Here is a 24,346-nt window from a genome sequence, read left to right as displayed (position 1 = left end):
TCGGTGCAAAACCCTCCCCGACACAATGCCGGGGAGGGGAAATGCCGCTTACTGCTTTTCGAACGCCACGCTGATGTCGAGTTCGACCTCGTCGCTCACCACCGGCAGGCCATAGGCGATGCCGAAATCGCTGCGCTTGATGGTGGTATCGGCTTCAAAGCCGATGGTTTCCTTCTTGTTGAAGGGGTTGGCGCCCGCGCCGGTGAACTCTGCGTCCAGGGTCACTTCCTTGGTCACGCCGTTCAGCGTCAGGTTGCCGGTGATCTTGGCGGTCATGCCGCTGGCCACGACCTTGGTCGAGACGAAGCGGGCGTCTGCCGGAGCGGGGCCGAAGAAGTCGGGCTTGCCGCCATCCTTGCCGGCGCGCAGCAGATGGCTGGTGAGGCCCGCGCTCGCGGTGGTCACCTTGGCCACCGGAATGGTCACATCGACCTTGGCGGCATTGGGATTGGCCGGATCGATGGTCAGCGTGCCGGCGACATCACCGAAAATGCCGAAATAGTCGTTGAAGCCGAAATGGTTGACTTCCCAACCGATCAGCGAGTGACCGGGGTCGGTCTTGTAGGTGCCGGCGGTGACGCGGGCAGCGTCCTTCTGGCCGGGCAGCTGCATGCCCTGGCCGATCAGCGGCGTGGCGGCGACGAGAGCGAGAATAGCGAGAGTCTTGCGCATGACGAACTCCTTGGGAGGGGGGTAGGAACCGGGAAACTGGGTTCCACGCCGCCGCAAGTCAATTGCTCATAAATGCAACGCACCGTTTACGTTTCGCGATCCAGTCCGGCCTGCACCACGGCATAGACATGGGCCAGCTGCTCTGCAGTGATGCAATAGGGCGGCATCACATAGACGGTATTGCCCAGCGGTCGGATCAGGACACCATGGGCCTTGCCGTGCGCGTTCAGATGCACTGCCCAGTTGGACAGGTATCCGCTGGCATCGGCGTGCAGATCGAACGCGGCGATGGTGCCGCATTGGCGGGTGCTGGCGACCTTGGGATGCGTCGCCATCGCTAAGAGTTCGGTCGCCTGCATCGCGGCCAGGCCATCGATCCGCGCCTGGACCGGTTCGTCGCGCCAGATGGCGAGATTGGCGACCGCCGCGGCACAGGCGATCGGATTGGCGGTGTAGCTGCTCGAATGGAAGAAGCAGTCGGCGCGGTCCTGCGACCAATGCGCCATGAAAATCTCCTCGCGCGCCATGGTCACGGCGAGCGGCACCGATCCCCCGGTCAGCCCCTTGGACAGGCACAGGATGTCGGGCACCACGCCTGCCTGTTCGCAGGCCAGCATCGTGCCGGTGCGGCCCCAGCCGGTCATGACCTCGTCGGCGATGAACAGCACATCATGGGCAGCGCAGATGGCTGCCATCTCGGCGAGCACGCTGGGCGGATAGAACAGCATGCCGCCTGCGCCGAGCACCAAAGGCTCGACGATGAACGCCGCCGCGCCCGCACGGCACGCAGCCTCCAGCGCATCGAGCGTCGCCTGCTCGGCACCGGCAGCGGGGAAGGGGATGCTCGTCACATCGAACAGCAAGGGCGCATAGGGCCGGTTGAACACGCCGCGTGCACCCACCGACATCGCGCCGATGGTGTCGCCATGATAGCTGTGCTCCATCACGACGATGCCCTGGCGCGGCTGCTTGCGGTTGTGGAAATAGCCGAGCGCCATTTTCAGCGCGACCTCGACCGCGGTGGAGCCCGAATCGCTGAAGAACACGCGGGTCAGCGCCTTGGGCATGATCTCGACCAGCCCGCGCGCCAGCGTTTCGGCAGGCTCGTGCGTCCATCCGGCGAAGATGATCTGGTCGAGCCTGTCCGCCTGCTCGCGGATTGCGGCCATGATGCGCGGATGGGCATGGCCGTGCGTGGTCACCCACCAGCTCGAGATCGCATCGATCCACTCCCGGCCATCGGCGCCATGCAGCACCGCGCCTTGCCCGCGCGCGATCAGCGGGATGTCTTCGCCCAGGCCGTGCTGGGTAAAGGGGTGCCAGACCGGAGAGCTCCTCACGCGAAATCGGCGAGGTCGAACCCGGCGGTAAACGCGGTGCGCAGGGTGTCGGGCGTGATCTCGGGCAGCATGTCCAGCCTTCCCAGGCGGCGGATACCGGAGATTTGCGCGATGGTCTCTTCGCTGTCGGGCATGGCTTCACCGATAAACGCGATGCCATGGATCGGCACGCCGCGCGCCTTCAGCACTTCGATCGTCATCAGGCTGTGGTTGATCGTGCCCAAGGCGGTGCGCGCGCAGACGATCACCGGGATCTGCCAGCGCGCGAACACATCGGCATAGAGCACTGCCCTTGTCACCGGCACCAGCGCGCCGCCTGCGCCTTCGATCACCAGCGGCGCATCGACCTGCGGAGGGTTGAGCGCCGCGGTGTCGATCTCGACGCCGTCGATCTCGGCCGAACGGTGCGGGGAAAGCGGGGTCACCAGCCGCCATGCCTCGGGCAGGGTGGAGCCGGGGGCCATGCGCTCGACGAACTGGGTATCGGTTTCGTCCTCGATGCCCGACTGCACGGGCTTCCAGTAACGGGCGGAAAGCGCCTGGGTCAGCGCAGCACTGAACACCGACTTGCCGATTCCGGTGTCGGTGCCTGTCACAACAAAGCGGGGTTTCATGCGGGGATCATGATCCTGTCGAGTGATTCGGAGAGCGCGCCGATATCACCCTTTGTCACGTTGCGGGTAATCGAAATGCGCAGCCGTGCGGTGCCCTGCGGCACCGTCGGCGGGCGGATGCCGCGAATGTCGAAGCCCTGGCGCTGCAGCGCCGATGCAATGCGCATCGTGCGGGCATCCTCGCCGATGATGACCGGCAGGATCTGCGTGTCGGAGGGTTCTGCACCCAGCCGGGGGGCGAGCAGGCTGCGCGCCTCGGCCACCCGTGCGAACAGGTCGTCGCGCCAGTCGTCATGCGCGGCGACCAGCGCCAATGCCTTGCGCACCATATGCGCGATCAGCGGCGAGGGCGCGGTCGAGAAGATGAACGGCCGCGCGCGGTTCACCAGAAAATCGGTGACGGTTTTCGGGCCGCAGACCAGCGCCCCTTCACAGCCCAGCGCCTTGCCGCAGGTATGCAGCGTGATGACGTTCGGCTGGCCTGCCAGCGCCTCGGCAAGTCCGCGTCCCTCGGTGCCGAACACCCCGGTCGCGTGCGCTTCGTCAACGATCAGCACAGCGTCATGCCGCGCGGCAACGCTGGCCAGATCAGCCAGCGGCGCGCGGTCGCCGTCCATGCTGTACAGGCTTTCGACCGCGATCCACGCGCGGCCGGTGCCGCCGGAAGCGCGCCAGGCGGTGATGGCATCTTCGAACGCCTGGGGATCATTGTGCCCGGCAGCGCGCGTCTCGGCGCGGCCCAGCCGCATGCCGTCATGCGCGGATGCGTGGATCAGCGCGTCGTGCACCACCAGGTCGCCGCGCTGGGGCAGGGTAGCGAAGATCGCGGCATTGGCGGCAAAGCCGGTCGGCATGAACAGGGCGGATTGCGTGCCGTAATGCGCGGCGGCATCGGCCTCCAGCGCCTCGTGCGCCGCATGATTGCCGCGCAGCAACCGCGATCCGCCCGATCCTGCCGGCAGTCCCAGCGCCATGCCTTCGCGCAGGGCATCGTGCAGCAGGGTGGATCCGGCCAGCCCCAGATAGTCGTTCGAGGCGAAATCCTTGCCCACGCGGGGCGCCAGCGCGCGCAATCTCGAACCCCTTTTCAGGGATTCGAGCTGCGCTGCATGGTCCTCGAAAAAGGGCGTGGTCAACGAAGGGTCAGTTCTTCGCCTTGTCGACCAGCTTGTTCGCGCCAATCCACGGCATCATGGCACGCAGCTGCGCGCCGGTCTTTTCGATCGGGTGCGCGGCGGCAAGCTTGCGCGCGGCCTTCAGCTCGGGCTGGCCGGCGCGGTTGTCGAGCACGAAGTTCTTGACGAAACGGCCCAGCTGGATGTCCTCCAGAACACGCTTCATCTCGGCCTTGGTCTCGCTAGTGATGATGCGCGGACCGGTGGTGATGTCGCCATATTCGGCGGTGTTGCTGATCGAATAGCGCATGTTGGCGATGCCGCCTTCGTACATCAGGTCGACGATCAGCTTCACCTCGTGCAGGCACTCGAAATAGGCCATTTCGGGCGCGTAACCGGCTTCGGTCAGCGTCTCGAACCCGGCCTGGATCAGGTGGGTCAGGCCGCCGCACAGCACCGCCTGCTCGCCGAACAGATCGGTTTCGCACTCTTCACGGAAGTTGGTTTCGATGATGCCGCTGCGGCCGCCGCCAACGCCCGATGCATAAGCCAAGGCGATGTCATGCGCGTTGCCCGAAACGTCGCGTTCCACCGCGATCAGGCAGGGCACGCCGCCGCCGCGGACATATTCGCTGCGCACGGTGTGGCCGGGGCCCTTGGGTGCGATCATGATCACGTCGAGGTCTTCGCGCGCCTCGATCAGGCCGAAATGGATGTTGAGGCCATGCGCGAATGCGAGCGCCGCGCCGGGCTTCATGTTCGCGTGATAGTCATCGGCATAGATCGCGGCCTGATGCTCGTCGGGTGCCAGGATCATGACGATATCGGCCCAGGCGGCGGCATCGGCATTGCTGAGCACCTTGAAGCCTGCGCCTTCGGCCTTGGCGGCGGTGGCGCTGCCGGGGCGAAGCGCGATGGCGACATCCTTGACGCCGCTGTCGCGCAGGTTCTGCGCATGGGCATGGCCCTGGCTGCCATAGCCGACGATGACGATCTTCTTGTCGGCAATCAGCTTCAGATCGCAATCGGAATCATAATAAACGCGCATAACCTTCTCATTCCCTGTCTTATCTCCTCTCCCTTTACGGGAGAGGATACCGAAACTTGGCAGCTTGCCTGCCTAGTGGAGGTTGGAGAGGGTCCCTCTCCCTGGCGCTTCGCGCCTGTCCCTCTCCCCTCCAGGGAGAGGGGCAATTCAGCCCGCCACGGCCCCCCGGGTCATGGCGACCACGCCGGTACGGGCGACCTCGACCAGCCCGACCTCACGCATCAGCGCGATGAACTGGTTGATCTTCTCGACCGATCCGGAAATCTCGAAAACGAAGCTGTTGGTGCTGGTATCGACCGGGCGCGCGCGGAAGATGTCCGCGAGGCGCAGCGCCTCGATGCGATGTTCGCCGGTGCCGGCCACCTTGACCAGCGCCAGCTCGCGCTCGACATGCGGCCCGAGCTCGGTGAGGTCGGCGACCCGGTGCACGGCGACCAGCCGGTCCAGCTGGGCAATGATCTGGTCGATCACCGCAGGCGGGCTCACCGTCACGATGGTGATGCGGCTGGTGGCATGGTCCTCGCTGATATCGGCCACCGTCAGGCTTTCGATATTATAGCCGCGCGCGGTGAACATGCCCGCGATCTTGGCGAGGATGCCCGCCTCGTTATCGACCGTGACGGTCAGGACGTGCCGCTCGGACGCGGCTTGCTGGATATGCATCAGACCAGGGCTTTCGCTTCGTCTTCCATCGTACCGGCGACTTCATCGCCGTAGAGGATCATGTCGGTATGCGCCGCGCCCGAAGGGATCATCGGCAGGCAGTTGGCGAGTTTCGCGACGCGGCAGTCGACCATCACGGGGCCGGGATGATCGATCATCGCCTGGATGCCGCTGTCGAGCTCGCTTTCATCCGAAATGCGGATGCCCTTCCAGCCATAGGCCTCCGCTAAGGCAACGAAATCGGGCAGCGCGTCGGAATAGCTTTCCGAATAGCGGCTTTCATAGGTCAGCTGCTGCCACTGGCGCACCATGCCCATATATTCGTTGTTGAGGATGAAGATCTTGACCGGCAGCCGGTATTGCGTGGCGGTGCCCAGTTCCTGGATGTTCATCTGGATCGAGGCTTCGCCCGCAATGTCGATGCACAGCGTGTCCGGATGGCCCAGCTGCGCGCCGATCGCCGCGGGCAGGCCATAGCCCATCGTGCCAAGGCCGCCGGAAGTCAGCCATTTGTTCGGCTCTTCAAAGCGGAAATATTGCGCGGCCCACATCTGGTGCTGGCCGACCTCGGTCGAGATGATCGGGCTCTTGTCCTTGGTCAGCGCATAGAGCCGCTCGATCGCCAGCTGCGGCATGATCTCGCTCTTGTTGCCCGGATAGGCCAGGCAATCGCGGGTGCGCCAGCCGGTGATCCGTGCCTTCCATTCGGTGAGGTCGCGCGGGATATGGCCGATGGCGTCCAGCTGGTCGATGATCTGCTGGAGCACGGTGCCGCAATCGCCGATGATGCCCAGGTCCACGCGCACCGTCTTGTTGATGGACGAACGGTCGATATCGATATGGATCTTCTTCGAATTGGGCGCAAAAGCGTCGAGCCTGCCGGTGACGCGGTCATCGAAGCGCGCGCCGACGCAGATGATGAGATCCGCGCGGTTCATCGTCATGTTCGCTTCATAGGTGCCGTGCATGCCCAGCATGCCCAGCCAATCGGGATGCTCGGAGGGGAAGGCGCCCAGGCCCATCAGCGTCGAGGTGACGGGCGCACCGGTCACCGCCTGCAACCGGCGCAGCAGCGCGCTGGCCTCTGGTCCCGAATTGATGACGCCGCCACCCGAATAGATGACCGGACACTCGGCGTCCGCGATCATCCTTGCGGCGGTGGCGATATCGTCGGCCGTGCCCTGCTTGACCGGCGCATAGCGCTGGTTAGGCCGGGCAGGGGCTTCGGCGTCATGGGCAGCAGTGGCGACCTGGACGTCCTTGGGAATGTCGATCAGAACCGGGCCGGGGCGGCCTTGCGTGGCGATATGAAAGGCTTCGCGGACGGTCGTGGCCAGCCGCGCGGGGTCCTTCACCAGATAATTGTGCTTGGTGCAGTGGCGGGTAATCCCGATGGTGTCGGCTTCCTGGAACGCATCGGTGCCGATCAGCGTGGTCGCGACCTGGCCGGTGATGACGACCATCGGGATCGAATCCATCAGCGCATCGGTGATGCCGGTGACCGCATTGGTCGCGCCGGGGCCCGAGGTGACGAGCACGACGCCCGGCTTGCCGGTGGCGCGGGCATAGCCCTCTGCAGCATGCGCGGCGGCCTGTTCGTGGCGGACGAGAATATGGCGCAGCGACGGGTGGCCGAAGATCGCGTCGTAAATCGGCAGTACCGCGCCGCCGGGATAGCCGAAAATCACTTCGACGCCCTGCTCGACCAGCGTTTCAACCAATATCTGCGCGCCGCTCAATTCGGCCATGATGAAAGCCTTATCTCGATTGAATGTGAGCCCGATTAGACAAAGCGGACCGATGTTGCAAAACCATATGCTGCCGGGGGTGTCGCATGCTTCGCCCGGGGCGAAAAAACACCCGGCGCAGACTGGCCGCGCCGGGCAGGGTGAATATGCGACGTGTCACATGGGCGCTGGCAGCAACGCCTGACGAGGCCGCTCTATGGGACACAAAATGCCGTGTCAACAGCTAAATGTGAAATAAAATATCAAAATCTATGTCAATGCTATCGGAATATGCTTCCGTATACCGTTTCCAGCCCGGCGGCGGCTGGTTGCGGAACCAGGTATATTGCCGCTTGGCATATTGCCGCGTCGCCAGCTGCCCTTCGGCCAGGCATTGATCGCGATCGATCGCACCGCCCAGCCAGCGCGCGATTTCGGGCACGCCGATCGCGCGCATCACCGGCAGGTCGGGGTTCAGCCCGCGCGTGAGCAGCGCCTCGACCTCGGCAACCGCGCCGCGATCCAGCATCTGCGCGAATCTTCGGTCGCACCGCTCCAGCAGCCAGTCGCGCGGAGGCTGCAGGATCAACGGGTGCAGCGTCACGTGCTCGCCTATACCGCCCTGCTTTTGCGCCTGCCACTCGCCCAGCGGCTTGCCGGTCGAGCGCACGACCTCCAGCGCGCGGGCGACGCGGGTGGTGTCAGCGGCATTGAGCCGCGCTGCTGCCGCCGGGTCCTCGCTCTGCAGTGCCGCATAAGCCTCGGCGACGGGAAGCGCGCGCACCGTTTCGCGAATATCCGGATCGATCGGCGGGACCGGCGCAATCCCGTCCAGCAGCGTGCGCAGGTACAGGCCTGTGCCACCCACCAGGATCGGCAGCGCGCCCGCTTCATGCGCTGCGGCAATCTCCGCCTTTGCCTGCTGTGCCCAGTCCGCAGCGGAACAGGCATGGGCGCCATCGAACGTGCCGAATAGCCGATGCGCGATCTCGCCCATCTCTTCAGCGTCCGGACGGGCGGAAAGGACCGAAAGATCGGCATAGACCTGCGCGCTGTCGGCATTGATGATAACCGCCTCTTGCCCGCGCCTTGCCAGGCCCTGGGCATAGCGCACCGCCAATCCGCTCTTGCCGCTGGCGGTAGGTCCGGCAATAAGCGCCAGCGCCGGGCGGATGTCTCCGGTGGTCTCAGGGGAAATGTTCGTGCCCATCGCCACGCTGATAGCAGCAGAAACCTTGCCAGCGGGAGAGCTAAACGCCGCCGCCGACAGATTGCATCAGGCAGGGCTGGTTCCAGGGTCCGTGCGCTGGATCGAGCCGGGGCTGGTGGGCGAGCTGCACTTTGCCGGAGATCGCGCGGCGGGCGATGCCGCGCTGGCCGTCTATCGCCGCCAGGCCGATGTGCTGGTGCTGGACGAGGCCGCCCGCGCCGCGCGGCTGCTGGTGTCCGACATGGACAGCACGATGATCATCAACGAGTGCATCGACGAACTGGCCGATTATGCCGGGGTCAAGCCGCAGGTCGCCGAGATTACCGAACGCGCGATGCAGGGCGAGCTCGATTTCGAGGCGGCGTTGCGCGAGCGCGTGGCGCTGCTCAAGGGCCTGAGCGAGCATGTCATCGGTGATTGCCTGGGCCATCGCATCCAGCCGATGCCCGGCGCGCGCACGCTGGTGCGCACGCTGCGTTCGCGCGGGGTGGATTGCGTGCTGGTGTCGGGCGGGTTTCATTCCTTTGCCGACGTGATCGGCGCGGAGCTGGGCTTCAATGCGGTGTTCGCCAACCGTCTGGTGATCGAGCACGGCCATATGACCGGCGCGCTCGAAGGCGGGATCGTCGATGCCGCGCGCAAGGCGACGATCCTGATGGAACAGGCGGTGGGGCAGGGCCTGGAAGCGAGCCAGGTCATCGCGCTGGGCGATGGCGCCAACGACATCCCGATGCTGAAAGCTGCGGGCACGGGGGTCGCCTATCACGCCAAGCCCGCCGCGATCGCCGCCGCCGACGCGCATATCGCGCATGGCGACTGGACCGCGCTGCTCCACGCGCTGGGCATCGCGCGGGGCGATTGGAGCGAATAGGCGCTCACGAAAAAGGGCGCGGCGATCGCTCGCTGCGCCCCTATTCTTCGTCATTCCCGCGAAGGCAGGAATCCCGCTGCCGCAGCTCAAGCCCGATCAGAAGCGGGACCCCCGCCTGCGCGGGGGTGACGAAATAACCTTTTCGTCCAGAGCCCTTGGATCGGACCGAAGATCAGCCCTGCAGCAGGCGCATGATCGTCATCGCCTGTTCGCTGCCCGACTGGGGAACGGTCTCGCCGGTGCGGTCGGTGATCTTGTCGAAGATGCGCGCCACGCCTTCGGCGGTACGCTCGCCCTCGGGCAGGGCCGCGCCCTGGGTCATCGTGACATAGGCTGCGTGGAACGCGCCTGCGCCTGCGCCGATGATCATGTTGGTCGGTGCGTCTTCCGAAACCAGATAGATGGCAGCAGGCACGACATTCTCGGGCTTGAACTGCGCGAAGGCTTCAGGCGGGAAGATGTCTTCGGTCATGCGCGTGCCGGCAACGGGTGCCAGCGTGTTGACCTTGATGTTGTTCTTCGCGCCTTCGAGGTACAGCGTCTTGGTGAGGCCGGCGAGGCCCAGCTTGGCCGCGCCATAATTGGCCTGGCCGAAATTGCCGTACAGGCCTGTCGACGACGCGGTCATCAGGATGCGGCCGTAATTCTGCTCGCGCATCGTTTCCCACACCGCCTTGGTGCAGTTGGCCGAGCCCAGCAGGTGAACCTTGACCACCAGATCGAAATCGGCCGGGTCCATCTTGGCGAAGCTCTTGTCGCGCAGGATGCCGGCATTGTTGATGAGCACGTGCACGCCGCCCCAGGCTTCCTTGGCCTTGGCGACCATTTCGACCATCTGCTCATACTCGGTGACCGATCCGCCATTGGCCATGGCTTCGCCGCCAGCAGCCTTGATCTCTTCGACCACCTGAGCGGCGGCGTCCGATGTGCCGGTGCCGTCGCGGGCACCACCCAGATCGTTGACGACGACCTTCGCGCCGCGGGCGGCAAGGTCAAGCGCATAGGCACGGCCCAGGCCTCCGCCTGCGCCGGTCACGATGGCAACGCGGTCCTTGAAACTGATGGTCATGGCAAGCATCCTCTCGCTGATGGCGCGGCAAACGCGCCCGGAATGGCGCGGGTTTTAGCCATGTTGAAGCGCTTGGCAAGCGCCAAGCTGATGCCGTCTGCCTTTACGCGCCCGTAAAGCACGGGTGACGTTACGGCGATCAGGCCAGTTCGCTGTCCAGCGCATATCCGGCAGAGCGCACGGTGCGGATGATATCGGGCTGGCCATTGGCGTTGAGCGCCTTGCGAAGCCTGCGGATATGCACATCGACGGTGCGAATCTCGATATCGCTGTCATGCCCCCAGACACTGTCGAGCAGCCGCTCGCGCGAGAACACCCAGCCGGGATGCTCGAGGAAATGGCGCAGCAGGCGGAATTCGGTGGGGCCGAGCGGAATGGTCTGCCCGGCGCGCTTCACCTTGTAGCCCACGGTATCCATCTCGATATCGGCAAAGCTCAGCGCCTCGCCTGCCAGCGCCGGGCGCACGCGGCGCAGCACCGCGTTGACCCGCGCGATCAGTTCGCGCGGGGAAAACGGCTTGGTGACATAATCGTCGGCGCCGATGTCGAGCCCGCGCACGCGGTCTTCCTCTTCGCCGCGCGCCGACATCATGATGATCGGGATGTTCGAGGTATCGTTGTCGCGGCGCAGGCGGCGGCAGACCTCGATGCCCGACAGGTTCTCGATCATCCAGTCGAGCAGCACGATATCGGGCCGTTCCTCGCGCGCGATCAGCATCGCTTCCTCGCCATCGGCGGTCTGGCTGACGCGGAAGCCCTGTTTGTCGAAATGCCAGGACACCAGCTCGGCCAGTGCCATGTCGTCCTCAACCAGAAGCAGATGCGGGGTGGTCATCGTCGTGCTTTCCGTTCCAAAAAAACGTCCGGATCAATCGCTGCCGGGCGCCAGCGCGTCATCGCCGCGCTCGCGCTCGTTCATCGAATGACCCGTGACGGCGAAGTAAACCATTTCGGAGACATTGGTGGCGTGGTCGCCGATGCGCTCCAGATTCTTGGCGATGAACAGCAGGTGCGTGCCCGCGCCGACATGTTCGGGATTGGCGATCATGTGCGCGATCAGCGCGCGGAAGATGCTGTTGTAGAAATCGTCAACGGTCTTGTCCTGCGCGCACACCGCGACTGCCAGGTCCGCATCGCGCTTGGCAAAGGCGGTAAAGGCATCGTCGACCAGCTGGCGCGTCGCATCGGCCATGGCGGGTAGCAGCCGCGCGGCATCGATCTGTTGCGAAGGGTCGATCAGCAGCACGCGCTTGGCGATGTTCTTGGCATAATCGCCGATGCGCTCGACCACGCCCGAGATCTTGAGCGCCGCGACCAGTTCGCGCAGATCATCGGCCATCGGCGCGCGCAGCGCGATGGTCTGGATCACCATGCGGTCGATCTGCTCTTCCAGCGCATCGATGCGCTTGTCGCCCTCGATCACCTGGCGCGCGAGATCGTGATCGTTATTGGCCAGCGCCGCCATCGCGCCTTCCACCGCCTTTTCCGCGCGCCCGCCGATCTCCGCGATGAGGCCGCGCAGAGTGATCAGGTCGCCGTCAAAGGCCTTCAGAGTGTGTTCGTTGAGGCTATGGTTCATCAAGTTTTCCAGTTCATCGCGATGCCGGGCCTGGCGGGGCTGCCCTTATCCCCGTGGTGCCAGGCCCCGTCGCTTAAGCATGTGGTGCGTCAGCCATAACGGCCAGTGATATAATCCCGCGTCCGTTCCTCGCGCGGGTTGGTGAAGATATCCGAAGTGTCGCCATATTCCACCATTGTTCCCAGGTGGAAGAACGCGGTCTTTTGCGAGACGCGCGCGGCCTGCTGCATGTTGTGCGTGACGATGACGATGGCATAGCGGCCACGCAGCTCGTGGATCAGTTCCTCGATCTTGGCGGTGGCAATCGGGTCGAGCGCCGAGCAGGGCTCGTCCATCAGGATGACCTCGGGATCGACCGCGATGGCGCGGGCGATGCACAGCCGCTGCTGCTGGCCGCCAGAAAGCGCGGTGCCGCTATCGGCGAGCCGGTCCTTCACCTCGCTCCACAGGCCTGCGCGCACCAGCGAATTCTCGACAATCTGGTCGAGCTCCGCCTTGTTGGGGGCCAGGCCATGGATGCGCGGGCCATAGGCGACATTGTCATAGATCGATTTGGGGAAGGGGTTGGGCTTCTGGAACACCATGCCGACGCGGGCGCGCAGCTGCACCACGTCCATGCTGCTCGAATAGATATTCTCTCCGTCCAGCGTGATGTCGCCTTCCACCCGCGCGATGGGGATGGTGTCGTTCATGCGGTTCAGCGTTCGCAGGAAGGTCGACTTGCCGCAGCCCGAAGGACCGATGAACGCGACCACATTGTCCATGTCGATATCGATCGACACGCCCTTGATCGCCTGCTTTTCGCCATAGAACACCTTGACGTCGCGCGCGGACATCTTCGGCTTGGTGCTGGTGGTGGCCATATTGTCGAGCATGGATCGGGTTACCATCGCGTTTCGAAGCGGTTGCGCAGATAGACGGCAATCGCATTCATGGTGAGCAGGAAGACGAGCAGAACGATGATCGCGGCGGAGGTCTTCTCCACAAAGCCGCGATTGACCTCGTCCGACCACAGGAAGATCTGCACCGGCAGCACCGTGGCCGGATCGGTCAGGCCATCGGGCGGGGTGGTGGTGAAGGCGCGCATGCCGATCATCAGCAGCGGCGCGGTTTCGCCCAGCGCGCGCGCCATGCCGATGATCGTTCCGGTCATGATGCCGGGAATGGCGAGCGGCAGAACATGGTGGAACACCACCTGGATCGGGCTGGCCCCCACGCCCATCGCAGCCTCGCGGATCGAGGGCGGCACCGCCTTGATGGCATTGCGGGCAGCGATCACGATCACCGGCATGGTCATCAGCGCCAGCGTCAGGCCGCCGACCAGCGCTGCCGAGCGCGGCATCGAGAAGAACTGCAGGAACACCGCCAGACCCAGCAGGCCGAAGATGATCGACGGGACAGCCGCCAGGTTGTTGATCGACACCTCGATCAGATCGGTGAAGCGGTTCTTGGGGGCATATTCCTCAAGATACACTGCCGACAGCACGCCGACCGGGAAGGCGAGGAACAGCGTCACCACCATCGTGATGAGCGAGCCTTTCAGCGCACCCCAGATGCCGACGCGCGCCGGATCGGTGCCGTCGGATCCGGTCAGGAACTGCCAGTTGAAGCTCTGGCGCACCTCGCCTGCCTTGGTCAGCATGGCATAATCGGCCTCTGCCTCGGGCGTCGAGCGGTCCTTGGCGGCGCGGTCGATATCGCTGGACGTGGGCAGCCAGAAGCTGGTCTTGCCCATCACCAGATTGGGATTCTCGACCAGCTGGTCGCGCAGCGCGGTCCAGGCGGTGCTGGCGAAATAGCGCGCGCCATCCTCGCCATATTGGGCCTGCACGGCATTGTCGAAAATGCGGCGGACGTCGATCGAGGCCATGGTCGCAGACAGCCGCGGCTGGGTCAGCTGGTCGGGCGAGATGCTGCCGGTGGCGGCGGGCAGATCGACGGTCAGCGTCGCCTCGGTGCTGATAAAGCCCTTGGCCCCGTTGCCGATCATGACGACCAGCAGGAAGGCGAGGAACAGCGACGACAGCGCGACGGCGGCCAGGCCCATGAACTTGAACCGGCGTTCGGCGGCATAGCGACGCGCGATGCGCTTCTGCATCACATCGCCCATCCAGTCGGTCTTGCGCGACGACGATGCGGGGGGCTGGTGCGTTGCGGACATGATGGCGGCCTCAGTCATAAGCTTCCCGGTATCTCTTGACGATCTGCAGCGCGACGATGTTGAGCAGCAGCGTGACCACGAACAGCGTCAGGCCCAGCGCAAAGGCGGCCAGCGTCATCGGGCTGTCGAAATCGGTATCGCCGGTCAGCAGCTGCACGATCTGGGTGGTCACGGTGGTGACACTGGCGAACGGATTGGCGGTCAGGTTCGCGGCCAGGCCTGCAGCCATCACCACGATCATCGTCTCGCCGATCGCGCGGCTGACCGCGAGCAGCACGCCGCCGACCACGCCGGGCAGCGCTGCGGGGATTAGCACCTGCTTGATCGTCTCGCTCTTGGTCGCACCCATGGCCAGCGATCCGTCGCGCATGCTGGCGGGCACGGCGGCGATGCTGTCATCGGCCATCGAGGAGACGAACGGGATGATCATCACGCCCATCACCAGGCCTGCAGCCAGTGCGGATTCGGATGAGGCATCGGTGATGCCGATCGCCACGGCAAAGCTGCGCAGCGCGGGTGCGACGGTCAGCGCGGCGAAATAGCCATAGACCACTGTCGGAACGCCGGCGAGGATCTCGAGGATCGGCTTCATCCACTTGCGCACCGTGCTGCTGGCATATTGGGTAAGGTAGACCGCGCTCATCAGCCCGAGCGGGATGGCGACCAGCATGGCGATGATCGCACCGATAAACACCGTGCCCCAGAACAGCGGCACCGCGCCGAACCCGGTCGCCTGGCCATCGACCAGCTTGTCCGACGGGTTCCAATCCAGCCCGAACAGGAATTCGAACGGCGAGACCATGCCGAAAAAGCGCACCGTCTCGAAGATCAGCGACGCGACGATGCCCAGTGTCGCCAGGATCGCGATCAGCGAGGCGAGCAGCAGGCCCAGCATCACCGTGCGCTCCACCTGGGTGCGCGCGCGAAAATCGGGGCGGATGCGGGTGAAGGCATAGGCCCCGCCGGCAAAGCACAGCAGGAACGCGGCGAGCGCGCCGATCAGCGCATATTTGCGGTCGGCGGCGGCATAAAGCGGCGCCAGCTGGGTCGCAGCGTCGTTGAACACCTTGAGATCGGGATTGTGCGACAGCGCGCGCGCTTCGGACAGGATGGCCGCACGCTCGAACGCGTCGTTCGGCAGCTGCGCGGCAAGCGGGCTTTCCAGGACCTGATAGCTGCCCAGGGCAGGGGCGATGGTGCTCCAGACCAGCACGAACAGGATGGCAGGCACGATCGCCCACATCGCGGCGTACCAGCCATGATAGCTGGGCAGCGAATGCACGCTGGCCGCGCCCTGCTGGATGAAGCGTCCGGCGCGGGCACGCGCGAACACCCAGGTGATGAGGCCAAGCCCTGCGATCAGGAAGAAAATGGCGGTTGTGGTCATGGCGCTGCTTACTTCAGGTCCGCGCCGTCGAGCGCGGTCAGCGATTGGATGCGGCCCTGCATCTGTGTGCGCACCTTGTCGGGCGCGGCGATCAGGCCGATGCGGGTGAGATAGCCCTCATGCTCGCCGCCGCGCAGGAACTCCGCGACATACTCGCGCAGGCCCGGGATCACGTCGACATGCTTCTTCTTCACATAGATGTAGAGCGTGCGCGCACCCGGATATTCGCCGTTCTCGATCGTCTTGTAGCTCGGCTCCACCCCGCCGATCGGCACGCCGCGCACGGTATCGGCATTGTCGGCCAGATAGCTGTAGCTGAAGATGCCGACCGCATCGGGGTTGGTCGACAGCTTCTGGACGATCAGGTTATCGTTCTCGCCGGTGTCGGTATAGGCCTGGTCGGTGCGGACCGAATGGCAGATTTCCTCGAATTTGTCCTTGTCGGTATCGGACAATGCCTTGACCGCCGGATCGGCCTTGCAGCCCTTTTCCATGATGATCTCTTCCAGCGCGTCGCGCGTGCCGGAGGTTGCAGGCGGGCCGAAAATGTTGATCCGGGTGTCGGGCAGCGCCGGGTTGATCTCCGGCCAGCGCATCGCCTTGTTGGGACCCTTGCCGAAAGGCTGGGCAGCGAGCGCGGTGTAGAATTCCTCGACCGTCAGCGACAGCCTGGGGCCCTTGGTCGATTGCGCCAGCGCAATGCCGTCAAAGCCGATGACGATCTCGATCACGCCATCGACGCCATTGGCCTTGCAGCGTTCGAACTCGCTCCTCTTCATCCGGCGCGAGGCGTTGACGATATCGGGCGTGTTGGCGCCGACACCGGCGCAGAACAGCTCAACCCCGCCGCCGGTCCCGGTCGATTCGAGGATCGGCGAGCGCCGCTCGGGGTCGAAATTGACGAACTCTTCCGCCACCTTCTTGGCGAAGGGGAAGACGGTGGACGAACCGACAATGCGAATCTCGCTGCGGCTGCTGCCCTCATTCGTCGACGCCGGGTCCTTGCATCCGGCCAGCAAAAGTGCCGGAAGGCAGGCAAAGGCGAGCTTCCTGATCAACACGTCTACCCCTCTCTGGGCAATAACAGCAGCCGCACGTCCGGCCGGAATGGCGGCGGCAGTGGACACGGCAGAATCGCATGCAGCTGTTCATGCCCGTGATCGGCCCCCTTGATTGAGGCCGTTAGGCAGAGGCCGTTGCCCGAACATGACAATGCCGTGACGGTTTTGTGACAGCCTGTCCGGACAACCCGGCAGGCTGGATCAGGCGGGCAGTGCTGGTTCGCTGGCAGGGCTGCCGGCATCGCCCTGCGGGCCGCGCGGATCGGCGGGCAGGGTGATGGTGATCGTGGTGCCTTTCTGCACCTCGCTGTCGATTTCCAGCCGTCCGCGATGCCGCTCGACGATGTGCTTGACGATCGACAGGCCCAGGCCCGTGCCTCCGATCGCGCGGCTGCGGCTCGAATCGACGCGATAGAAGCGTTCGGTCAGCCGCGGCAGATGTTCCGGCGCAATGCCTTCGCCGCAATCGCTGACCGACAGCCGGACGAGCGCCGCGTTGCGCGAGGCGCGCAGCCGCATGGTCACCGGTGTTCCTGCCTCGCCATATTTCATGCTGTTCGACACCAGATTGTGCAGAAGCTGCGAAAGCTGCGCGCGGTCGCCGCGCAAGGGGGGCAGCTCCGGGCCGACATCGACCACGATATCGGCACCCCGTTCGGGTTGGCTCTGGCGCAGAACCGATTGCACCTCGCGCATCAGATCGGGAAGGTCGACCGGCGTATCGGGCACGCGGAACTTCTCCGCCTCGATGCGCGAGAGCGAGATCAGGTCGTCGATCAGCTTCTGCATCCGGTTGGCTTCGCGGAACATGACATTGAGGAAGCGCGCGCGGATTTCCGGATCGTCGCCTGCCTCCTTGTCCTCCAGCGTCTCGATAAAGCCCTTGATCGACGCCAGCGGCGTGCGCAGTTCGTGGCTGGCATTGGCGACGAAATCGGTGCGCATCCGCTCGACCGCGTAGACGCCCGAGCGATCCCACAGGTGCAGGATGCGCTCGCCACCGGGCATGTCGCGCACCAGCATTTCCCAGCGCTGATCGCGGCTGCCGATGCCGACCAGCTGGATCGGCCCCTCATTGGCCAGCGTGCCTTCTGCCAGCAGATCGGCAGCGGCGGGGTGGCGGATGACCAGGCGGATATCCTCGCCCACGCAATATTCGCCCAGCAGCTTGCGCGCGGCGCTGTTGGCGCGGCGGACATTGGTGCCGGTCAGCACCAGCACCGGATCGGCCAGCCCGTCGATGAAACTGGTAAAATCGCGATGCTGGCTGATCGGCTTGACCTCTGGCTCGCGAATGGGGGCGGCGGCCTGGGGGTTGTGCTTGGCCGGGCTGGACAGGTCGGCCATCGTCACGATCGCGACAATGCCTGCGGCAAAGCAGATCATCGCCTGCTCAATGCCGTTGCTGCCGAACTGGCTGATCACCACTCCCGCGCCGAGCAAGGCCGTCGCGAGGAGAAAGCGGCCGCCATTCAGTCCCGTTCCGCTGGCCTGTCCCATCGGCTGCGCGCTATACCAGCGTTGATGGGGGTGCGCTATCGATGATCGCCTGCAGGCGCAGATTCACGGCATTGTCCGCTGCTGTCCCGCAGAAGGACAGGCGATCAAATGCCTTGCCTTTGACCAATTGACGGGTCTTTAGTCTTGGCCACGGATATTTGCGCCGCACTTGCGCGCGCCTGGGACGGACGATGATGGACGCAGACGACAGCAAGATGGATGGCCCGAAACCCGCCGAATCGGCTGAAGCCAGCGCGCCCGCCAGCGCGGCGCGCCGTACGCTGCTGATCGGCGCGGTCGCCACCTCTGCGGTGGTCAGCATCCGCCCGGCGCTGGCGCAGACGGCAGGCTCGGTGCTCAACTGCAAAATTCCCGTGCCAGAGCGCGGCAAGGGCATGTTCATCGACCCGGCCGGCAAGCTGGTAACCCCCGATACGCCCGGCGCCTTCCCGCCGTCGCCGCGCGATTTCACCGGAGAAGAGGTGCGCCAGGCGCTGCAGGGCCGTAACCTGCCCGGCACGACGCGCGAACAGTCGCAGGCCTATCTCAACTATATCCGCAAGCTGCAGAACGGGCAGAGCGGCTTTACCTGCTACGCATCGCTGCAGATGCCGCGCCGCTGAGCGCGCGCACCCATTTCATGGCCGAATTGTCCTTCGCCGCCTTGCCCGACCTTGCGCTCAAGCGCGTGCGGCTGGGCGGGCTGGAGGCGATCTATCACGTGCCGTCGGGCATCACGCATCTGCTGGCAGAGCCCGTGCCCGATTTGCTCGATGCGCTGGGCACCATCGGCGCTGGCCGTTTCGCGACGCCGCGTGAGCTTCTTGAACTTATGGCCGAGCATTTCGACATCCAGGGCGACGACCCGGCAGAGCTGCCCGAGCTGGTGCTGGGCGAGCGGCTGGCCGAACTCGCCGCGCTGGGGCTGGTGGAGTCGCGGCGGCAGGCGTGACACGCTTGCATCAGCGCGATGCAAATCGGCATCGGTTGCTCGCTTAAGCCCCTGTTTCCATTTTGTCCGCGCCCGCCCACGCGATATGGCGCGAGGCATGCGTCACGCCTGTTTCATCACTGTAGGCCCGGCCCGATTCCGCATCGGCAGCGACTGGCGTGCGCCGATCGATCAGCTGCGCGCGCTGTACAGCGATTATCCGATGGACGAGGTGGTGCCCGATTTTACCGTGCGCCTGCAGTCGACGTCGGCGCTGCGCCGCTATGTCCGGCCGCAGGTGGCCATCGCGGGCGATTTCATGCTGCCCGATGCGGTGCCGCTGCCGCTGGAACAGGGCCTGCTCGCAGCCGAAATGGCGATGAACCTGCAGATGGCGCTGGGCTGGCGTCGGCACCTGCTGCTCCATGCCAGTGCCGTATCGCGCCATGGCCGCGCGGTGGTGATGACCGGGGTGTCGGGGGCGGGCAAGTCGACGCTTTCGGCGCTGCTCGCCGAGCGCGGCTGGCGCTTCCTGGGCGATGAATTCGTGCTGCTCGATCCCGATACCGGCAATATCGCTCCGTTCCCGCGCCCGATCAGCCTCAAGAACGCGGCGATCGCCGCGATGGAACAAGAGGTCGATGACGATGCGCGCTTCGGTCCGGTGATGCGCGATACGCCCAAGGGCACGATCCGCCATCTGCGGCCGCGCGCCGAATGGGTCGAGCAGATGGCGCGCGAGACGCGACCGGCGCTGCTACTGTTCCCGCGCTTCGGCTATCCGCGTGCCGTGCGCCGGATGGACGAGGCGGAAAGCTTCGTTCGGCTGACCCAGGCCTCGACCAATTATGTCGCGCTGGGGGATCGCGGCTTTGACGCGCTGACCGGCTTCGTGCGTTCGGTCCCGGCCTGCGCAATCGACTATGCCGATGGCGAAGAAGGCGCGGAACTGGTCGAGCGGCTCTGGTCCGAACAGGGAGTCAGGGCGGCTGCGGCATGACCGATGGCTGGTCGGTTGCGCGTGCGCTGACCGATCCGGCATCGGTGGCCGGGCTGGATGCCGGCCAATGGACGCGCCTGCTGGCCGCCGCGCGCGCGCTATCGCTGATCGGGACGCTGGCGGAAATCCTGGCTGACCAGCCGCTGCCCGATCATGTCGCGCGCGTGCTGGCCGATGTGCGGCTTTCCAACCAGACCGGGCTGCGCCAGGCCCTGTGGGAGGCGGAATGCGCCCGCATGGCGCTCGCCGATTATCCGGGCAAGGTCGTGCTGCTCAAGGGCACCGCCTTTGCCGCTGCCGCGCTGGACGCGGCGCGCGGCCGATCGATCGGCGATCTCGACATATTGGTCGCGCGCGACGGGCTCGATCAGGTCGAGGCGCTGCTGCTGCAGGCGGGGTGGGAATGGGTGAAGCCCGATCCCTATGACGATGCCTATTACCGCCAATGGATGCACGAGCTGCCGCCGCTGATCCATGCCGAGCGGGATCGGATGATCGACGTCCATCACACCATATTGCCGCTGACCGCGCGGCCTCGGCCCGATGCGGCGGCGCTGCTGGCGGATGCGCGCGCGCTGCCGTCCGGGCTGTACACGCTCTCGCCCGCCGACATGATCTGCCATGCCGCCGCGCATCTGATCGCCGATGGCGACCTTTCTGGCGGCATGCGCAACCTGTGGGACATTGACCGGCTGGTGCGCCAGTTCGTGGAAGAGGACACAGGTTTCGCCCAGAAGCTGGAAGAGCGGGCGAAACTGCATCAACTGCACGATGCGGTCGCCCGCGCATTGCGGCTGGCCTATCGCCTGTTCGGCACGCCGGCGATCTGGCCGATCCGCCCGGGCACGGCCGATGCCCTGTTCCTGCGCCGGATCACCGCCGTCGATGGCTGGGGTCGCAAGACGCGCAAGCTCACCCGCCAGGGCTTCTATATCCGGTCGCACCTGCTGCGCATGCCGCCGGCGATGCTCGCGCGCCATTTGTGGACCAAGTGGCGCAAGGGGCATCGCAGCCAGGTCTAGAGCCTGCGCCCCATGCTGATCCGGGGCTCTTCGGCATAGCCCAGCCGCGCGTAAAAGGCTGCCACCGCGCGGTTGGTATCGCGGACCTGCAGGTTCACCTTGCTGCAGCCCAGCGACTGCAGCGCCGCCTCCGCCGTCCGCACCAGCTGCGTGCCCAGGCCGTGGCGCTGCTCGCCCGGCAGTACCGCCACCGAATACAGCCAGCCGCGATGCCCGTCATAGCCTGCCATTATGCTGCCGACGACGCGATCGTCCAGCAGCGCGACCCAGAACAGGTCAGGCTGGAACGCCAGCTTTTGCGGGATGGCGACGGCAGCCCGGTTGTGCGGCGGATCGTCGGGAAAACAGGCGTTCCATAGCGCTTCGACGCCGGCAAAATCGCCCGAATCGAACCGCCTGATGGCTATCGGCACGCCAGCTGCTCCAGCGCCGGGATGAACTCGTCATAATGGTCGATGATCGCGTCCGCGCCCAGCTCGTGCACCGGTTGGTGCAGAAAGCCGAAGCTCACCGCAACGCACGGAATGCCGGCATTGTGCGCGGCCATCACGTCGTAGATGCTGTCGCCGATGAACGCGGCTGGCGTGGCGTCCGGCTCACCCCCGCAGCGGCGGATCATCTCGTCGATCGGCGCGCGGTCGGGCTTGGACTTGCCCTTGCCCATGGTATCCCCGCCTATGACGCAGGCAAATCGGTCGATCAGCCCGACCTCGGTCAGCAGCTTCACCGCGAACCGCTCGTACTTGTTGGTGACGATCGCCATTTGCACGCCCATCGCATCGAAGCGTGCCATGGCGTCGAGCAGGCCGGGATAGGGCGGCGATCCTGTCCCCAGGTTTTCGCCATAATGATCGAGCAGGATCGGCAGATATTCGCGCAGCGCCTCAGGGTCGCTGTTGCCCGCGCGCTCGAGCCCCACCTGCAACATGTGCTTGGCGCCCAGGCCCACCATCGGCTTGATCTCGTCCTGGCCCAGCGGCGGCAATCCCGCCAGCGCCAGCGTGTGGTTGACCGAGACGGTCAGTTCGGGGCTGGTATCCAGCAGCGTGCCATCGAGATCAAAGCCAATGATTTGGTAGGGAAAGTCTGTCATGGGGCAAGGCATCGCCCGAAAAAGGTGGCGGATGCAAGCAGTTCGTGCCAAGGGTAAACACGATCTGCTTTGGGAAACGCGGAGAACGTTACGACATGGCTGAGCAGCCGCTGGCAGCAATCATTCTGGCAGCGGGCCAGGGTACGCGCATGAAATCGGACCTGCACAAGGTGCTTCATCCGGTGGCGGGCCTGCCCATGCTGCATCATCTGCTGCACAGCCTGAAGGCGGCGGGGGCCGCACGTCAGGTGGTCGTGGTAGGGGCGAGGCGCGAACAGGTGGAGGCCTCTGTCGCGCCGCACGGGGTGGATATCGCCCATCAGGCAGAACAGCTCGGCACGGCGCATGCAGCCCTGCAGGCCAGGGCGGCGCTTGCCGGATTTGACGGCATTGCGATCGTCTGTTTCGGCGATACCCCGTTCCTGCGGCCCGATACCATTGCGCGGCTGAAAGACCGGCTGCTCGCCGATGATGCGCCGCGCATCGCGGTGCTGGGTTTCGTGCCCGATGATGCCAAGGCCTATGGCCGCATCATCGCCGACGAGGCCGGTTCGATCGCCAAGATGGTCGAATTCAAGGACGCGTCCGAGGCCGAGCGCGCGGTGAAGCTGTGCAACTCGGGCGTCACGGCGGTGCGGACTGCAGACCTGTGGCCGCTGCTCGAGCGGGTGGGCAACGACAATGCCGCCGGAGAATATTATCTTCCCGATATCGTGATGCTGGCTCTGGCGGATGGTGACCGCGCCGTCGTGGTCGAAACCGATCCCGACGAACTGATCGGCATCAACAGCCGCGCCGAACTGGCCGAAGCCGAAAGCATCTGGCAGGCGCGCCGCCGGGCGCAGGTGATGGCCGACGGCGCTTCGCTGATCGCGCCGGAGACCGTCTGGTTCGCGCATGATACCGTGGTCGGCCGCGACGTCGTTATCGAGCCCAATGTCATGTTCGGCCCCGGCGTGACCATCGCCAACAATGTCGTCATCCACGCCTTCAGCCATATCGAGGGCGCGACCATTGCCAGCGGATGTACGGTCGGCCCGTTTGCCCGCCTGCGCCCCGGCGCGGACATGCGCGAAGGGGCCAAGGTCGGCAATTTCGTCGAGATGAAAAAGGCGGTGCTGGGTCCGGGCGCCAAGGCCAACCACCTGACCTATCTGGGCGATGCCACGGTCGGCGCGAATGCCAATATCGGCGCGGGCACCATCACCTGCAATTACGATGGCTATTTCAAATATCAGACCGTGATCGGCGAAAACGCGTTCATCGGATCGAACAGTGCGCTGATTGCGCCGGTGAAGATCGGCCGCGATGCGATCGTCGCGGCAGGCAGCGCGGTGTCGCGCGATGTCGCCGATGGCGAACTGCGCCTGGTCCGCGCCGAGCAGCTGGTCAAGCCCGGCTGGGCCGACCGCTTCCACGACGCGATGCGCAAGAAGAAGCGCGAGGGGAAGTGAGGGGGCATCCGCTCCTGATAATTTTTGCGGGATGTCTGATCTTGCTCGCTGGCATCGGGTTGATGGTCTGGCGCGTGGTTGCTTGCGAGGCATCTGGCGGGATGATGAGTTCGGTCGCTCGTTTCGGCCAGTGCATGATGCCTTGACATGATATCATGATATGATATCAGTATATCATGGCCGCATTCCAGGTGACTAGATCATGCGCATTCTGACCGAAATTCCTGATGAAGATATCGAGAAGCTCGATGCCATTGCTGCCAAAGGCAACAAGTCGCGTGCTGCGACCATTCGCGACGCGGTGACCCTTTATCTGGTTCACAATGGCGACGATCGCAGCTGGATCGACCGCGGCTATGGCCTGTGGGCGGACCGCGAAGATATTGGCGATGCGGTTGAATATCAGCGCGCCATGCGTGAAGATCGTCGTCCGTATGAAGACATCTGACGGATGTCCGCGCCATTTTTTGACACGAACATCATTATCGATTGGCTTCGACGGCGACCCCAAGCCTATGCCGAAATCCAGCGCTATCCCTCGCACCGCATGAGCAGGATCGTCTGGACCGAAGTGCTCGCAGGTGAAAGGCTTGAAGATCGCCGCGCCGTTCAGGACGCTTTGTCCAATTTCGATGTGGTCGAAATTGATCAGCGTATTGCGACAGCAGCAGCGGACATCCGTTATCGCACCAGGATGAAGCTTATGGACGCCTATATCCTGGCCACCGCCCAGGTGAACGGAGTCATACTGATTACACGAAATACCAAGGATTTCCCGGCAGAGATGCCCGGCATCCGCGTTCCCTATCAGCTTTGAAAGGCCTCTCGT

General features: G+C 64.8%; 26 protein-coding genes. 8 read left to right on the top strand and 18 right to left on the bottom strand.

Going from position 1 to position 24,346, the window contains the following annotated elements:
* Positions 1-48: 48 nt before the first annotated feature.
* From OU999_10015 to miaA, 8 genes are all read right to left on the bottom strand, one after another.
* Positions 49-672, bottom strand: a complete 624-nt coding sequence (locus OU999_10015) for a YceI family protein (protein WAC22102.1) — start codon at positions 670-672, stop codon at positions 49-51.
* An 86-nt stretch (positions 673-758) separates the two neighbouring features.
* Positions 759-2,012, bottom strand: coding sequence for an adenosylmethionine--8-amino-7-oxononanoate transaminase (locus OU999_10010; protein WAC22101.1), 1,254 nt, complete (start codon positions 2,010-2,012; stop codon positions 759-761).
* The gene (bioD, locus tag OU999_10005; protein WAC22100.1) at positions 2,009-2,626 is read right to left on the bottom strand and encodes a dethiobiotin synthase; all 618 of its coding nucleotides are present in this window, start codon (positions 2,624-2,626) and stop codon (positions 2,009-2,011) included. The genes OU999_10010 and bioD overlap by 4 nt, the downstream gene beginning before the upstream one ends.
* Positions 2,623-3,699, bottom strand: a complete 1,077-nt coding sequence (locus OU999_10000; GenBank protein WAC22099.1) for an 8-amino-7-oxononanoate synthase — start codon at positions 3,697-3,699, stop codon at positions 2,623-2,625. The genes bioD and OU999_10000 overlap by 4 nt, the downstream gene beginning before the upstream one ends.
* 70 nt (positions 3,700-3,769) lie before the next feature.
* The gene (gene ilvC, locus OU999_09995) at positions 3,770-4,789 is read right to left on the bottom strand and encodes a ketol-acid reductoisomerase (GenBank protein ID WAC22098.1); all 1,020 of its coding nucleotides are present in this window, start codon (positions 4,787-4,789) and stop codon (positions 3,770-3,772) included.
* Positions 4,790-4,936: 147 nt separating this feature from the next.
* A complete protein-coding gene (gene ilvN, locus OU999_09990; protein ID WAC22097.1) occupies positions 4,937-5,452 on the bottom strand; it encodes an acetolactate synthase small subunit in 516 nt (171 codons plus the stop codon).
* Positions 5,452-7,200, bottom strand: coding sequence for a biosynthetic-type acetolactate synthase large subunit (gene ilvB, locus OU999_09985; protein WAC22096.1), 1,749 nt, complete (start codon positions 7,198-7,200; stop codon positions 5,452-5,454). The genes ilvN and ilvB overlap by 1 nt, the downstream gene beginning before the upstream one ends.
* Before the next feature lie 223 nt (positions 7,201-7,423).
* On the bottom strand, positions 7,424-8,389 hold the full coding sequence (miaA, locus tag OU999_09980) for a tRNA (adenosine(37)-N6)-dimethylallyltransferase MiaA (protein ID WAC22095.1): 966 nt from the start codon (positions 8,387-8,389) through the stop codon (positions 7,424-7,426).
* On the opposite strand from miaA, the gene serB reads away from it, so the two are divergent.
* The gene (gene serB, locus OU999_09975; protein WAC22094.1) at positions 8,376-9,260 is read left to right on the top strand and encodes a phosphoserine phosphatase SerB; all 885 of its coding nucleotides are present in this window, start codon (positions 8,376-8,378) and stop codon (positions 9,258-9,260) included. The two genes, miaA and serB, sit on opposite strands and share 14 nt — an antisense overlap.
* Before the next feature lie 172 nt (positions 9,261-9,432).
* Here the strand turns inward: serB and OU999_09970 are convergent, their stop codons facing one another.
* The 8 genes from OU999_09970 to OU999_09935 all read right to left on the bottom strand — a co-directional run bounded on the left by OU999_09970 (position 9,433) and on the right by OU999_09935 (position 18,017).
* Positions 9,433-10,329: an SDR family oxidoreductase gene (locus tag OU999_09970; GenBank protein WAC22093.1), complete on the bottom strand. Its 897-nt coding sequence runs from the start codon at positions 10,327-10,329 to the stop codon at positions 9,433-9,435.
* Positions 10,330-10,468: 139 nt separating this feature from the next.
* Positions 10,469-11,164, bottom strand: coding sequence for a phosphate regulon transcriptional regulator PhoB (gene phoB, locus OU999_09965; protein WAC22092.1), 696 nt, complete (start codon positions 11,162-11,164; stop codon positions 10,469-10,471).
* Between the two features lie 33 nt (positions 11,165-11,197).
* Entirely contained in the window at positions 11,198-11,908 is a 711-nt protein-coding gene (gene phoU, locus OU999_09960) for a phosphate signaling complex protein PhoU (GenBank protein ID WAC22091.1), read from the bottom strand.
* Positions 11,909-11,997: 89 nt separating this feature from the next.
* Positions 11,998-12,783, bottom strand: coding sequence for a phosphate ABC transporter ATP-binding protein PstB (gene pstB, locus OU999_09955; protein WAC22090.1), 786 nt, complete (start codon positions 12,781-12,783; stop codon positions 11,998-12,000).
* 8 nt (positions 12,784-12,791) lie between these two features.
* The gene (gene pstA / locus OU999_09950; GenBank protein ID WAC22089.1) at positions 12,792-14,087 is read right to left on the bottom strand and encodes a phosphate ABC transporter permease PstA; all 1,296 of its coding nucleotides are present in this window, start codon (positions 14,085-14,087) and stop codon (positions 12,792-12,794) included.
* Positions 14,080-15,456, bottom strand: coding sequence for a phosphate ABC transporter permease subunit PstC (gene pstC / locus OU999_09945; protein WAC22088.1), 1,377 nt, complete (start codon positions 15,454-15,456; stop codon positions 14,080-14,082). Before pstC ends, pstA begins: the two co-directional genes overlap by 8 nt.
* An 8-nt stretch (positions 15,457-15,464) precedes the next feature.
* On the bottom strand, positions 15,465-16,517 hold the full coding sequence (locus tag OU999_09940; protein ID WAC22087.1) for a substrate-binding domain-containing protein: 1,053 nt from the start codon (positions 16,515-16,517) through the stop codon (positions 15,465-15,467).
* Positions 16,518-16,718: 201 nt separating this feature from the next.
* Positions 16,719-18,017: an ATP-binding protein gene (locus tag OU999_09935; GenBank protein WAC22086.1), complete on the bottom strand. Its 1,299-nt coding sequence runs from the start codon at positions 18,015-18,017 to the stop codon at positions 16,719-16,721.
* 215 nt (positions 18,018-18,232) lie between these two features.
* On the opposite strand from OU999_09935, the gene OU999_09930 reads away from it, so the two are divergent.
* From OU999_09930 to OU999_09915, 4 genes are all read left to right on the top strand, one after another.
* A complete protein-coding gene (locus OU999_09930) occupies positions 18,233-18,640 on the top strand; it encodes a hypothetical protein (GenBank protein ID WAC25402.1) in 408 nt (135 codons plus the stop codon).
* A 17-nt stretch (positions 18,641-18,657) separates the two neighbouring features.
* Positions 18,658-18,969: an HPr-rel-A system PqqD family peptide chaperone gene (locus OU999_09925; protein ID WAC22085.1), complete on the top strand. Its 312-nt coding sequence runs from the start codon at positions 18,658-18,660 to the stop codon at positions 18,967-18,969.
* Between the two features lie 97 nt (positions 18,970-19,066).
* Positions 19,067-19,948, top strand: coding sequence for an HprK-related kinase A (locus OU999_09920; GenBank protein ID WAC22084.1), 882 nt, complete (start codon positions 19,067-19,069; stop codon positions 19,946-19,948).
* Positions 19,945-20,970 (top strand): nucleotidyltransferase family protein, encoded by a 1,026-nt coding sequence (locus tag OU999_09915; protein WAC22083.1) that lies wholly within the window; start codon positions 19,945-19,947, stop codon positions 20,968-20,970. Before OU999_09920 ends, OU999_09915 begins: the two co-directional genes overlap by 4 nt.
* Here OU999_09915 and OU999_09910 read toward each other — a convergent pair.
* Together OU999_09910 and OU999_09905 are read right to left on the bottom strand one after the other, a co-directional pair.
* Positions 20,967-21,383 carry a GNAT family acetyltransferase gene (locus OU999_09910; GenBank protein ID WAC22082.1) on the bottom strand — a complete coding sequence of 139 codons (417 nt, stop codon included), beginning with the start codon at positions 21,381-21,383 and terminating at the stop codon, positions 20,967-20,969. The two genes, OU999_09915 and OU999_09910, sit on opposite strands and share 4 nt — an antisense overlap.
* On the bottom strand, positions 21,374-22,063 hold the full coding sequence (locus tag OU999_09905) for an HAD hydrolase-like protein (protein ID WAC22081.1): 690 nt from the start codon (positions 22,061-22,063) through the stop codon (positions 21,374-21,376). Before OU999_09905 ends, OU999_09910 begins: the two co-directional genes overlap by 10 nt.
* 95 nt (positions 22,064-22,158) lie before the next feature.
* On the opposite strand from OU999_09905, the gene glmU reads away from it, so the two are divergent.
* The 3 genes from glmU (at position 22,159) to OU999_09890 (ending at position 24,334) form a co-directional block, all read left to right on the top strand.
* Entirely contained in the window at positions 22,159-23,517 is a 1,359-nt protein-coding gene (gene glmU, locus OU999_09900; GenBank protein WAC22080.1) for a bifunctional UDP-N-acetylglucosamine diphosphorylase/glucosamine-1-phosphate N-acetyltransferase GlmU, read from the top strand.
* 202 nt (positions 23,518-23,719) lie between these two features.
* The gene (locus OU999_09895; protein WAC22079.1) at positions 23,720-23,965 is read left to right on the top strand and encodes a ribbon-helix-helix protein, CopG family; all 246 of its coding nucleotides are present in this window, start codon (positions 23,720-23,722) and stop codon (positions 23,963-23,965) included.
* A gap of 3 nt (positions 23,966-23,968) precedes the next feature.
* The gene (locus tag OU999_09890; GenBank protein WAC22078.1) at positions 23,969-24,334 is read left to right on the top strand and encodes a type II toxin-antitoxin system VapC family toxin; all 366 of its coding nucleotides are present in this window, start codon (positions 23,969-23,971) and stop codon (positions 24,332-24,334) included.
* Positions 24,335-24,346: the final 12 nt, after the last annotated feature.

Origin of the sequence: Blastomonas sp. SL216 (assembly GCA_026625625.1) — a bacterium.
Lineage (GTDB): Bacteria > Pseudomonadota > Alphaproteobacteria > Sphingomonadales > Sphingomonadaceae > Blastomonas.
The sequence above is the reverse complement of the archived record's forward strand: the minus strand, read 5'-3'. Positions and strand labels throughout refer to the sequence as shown.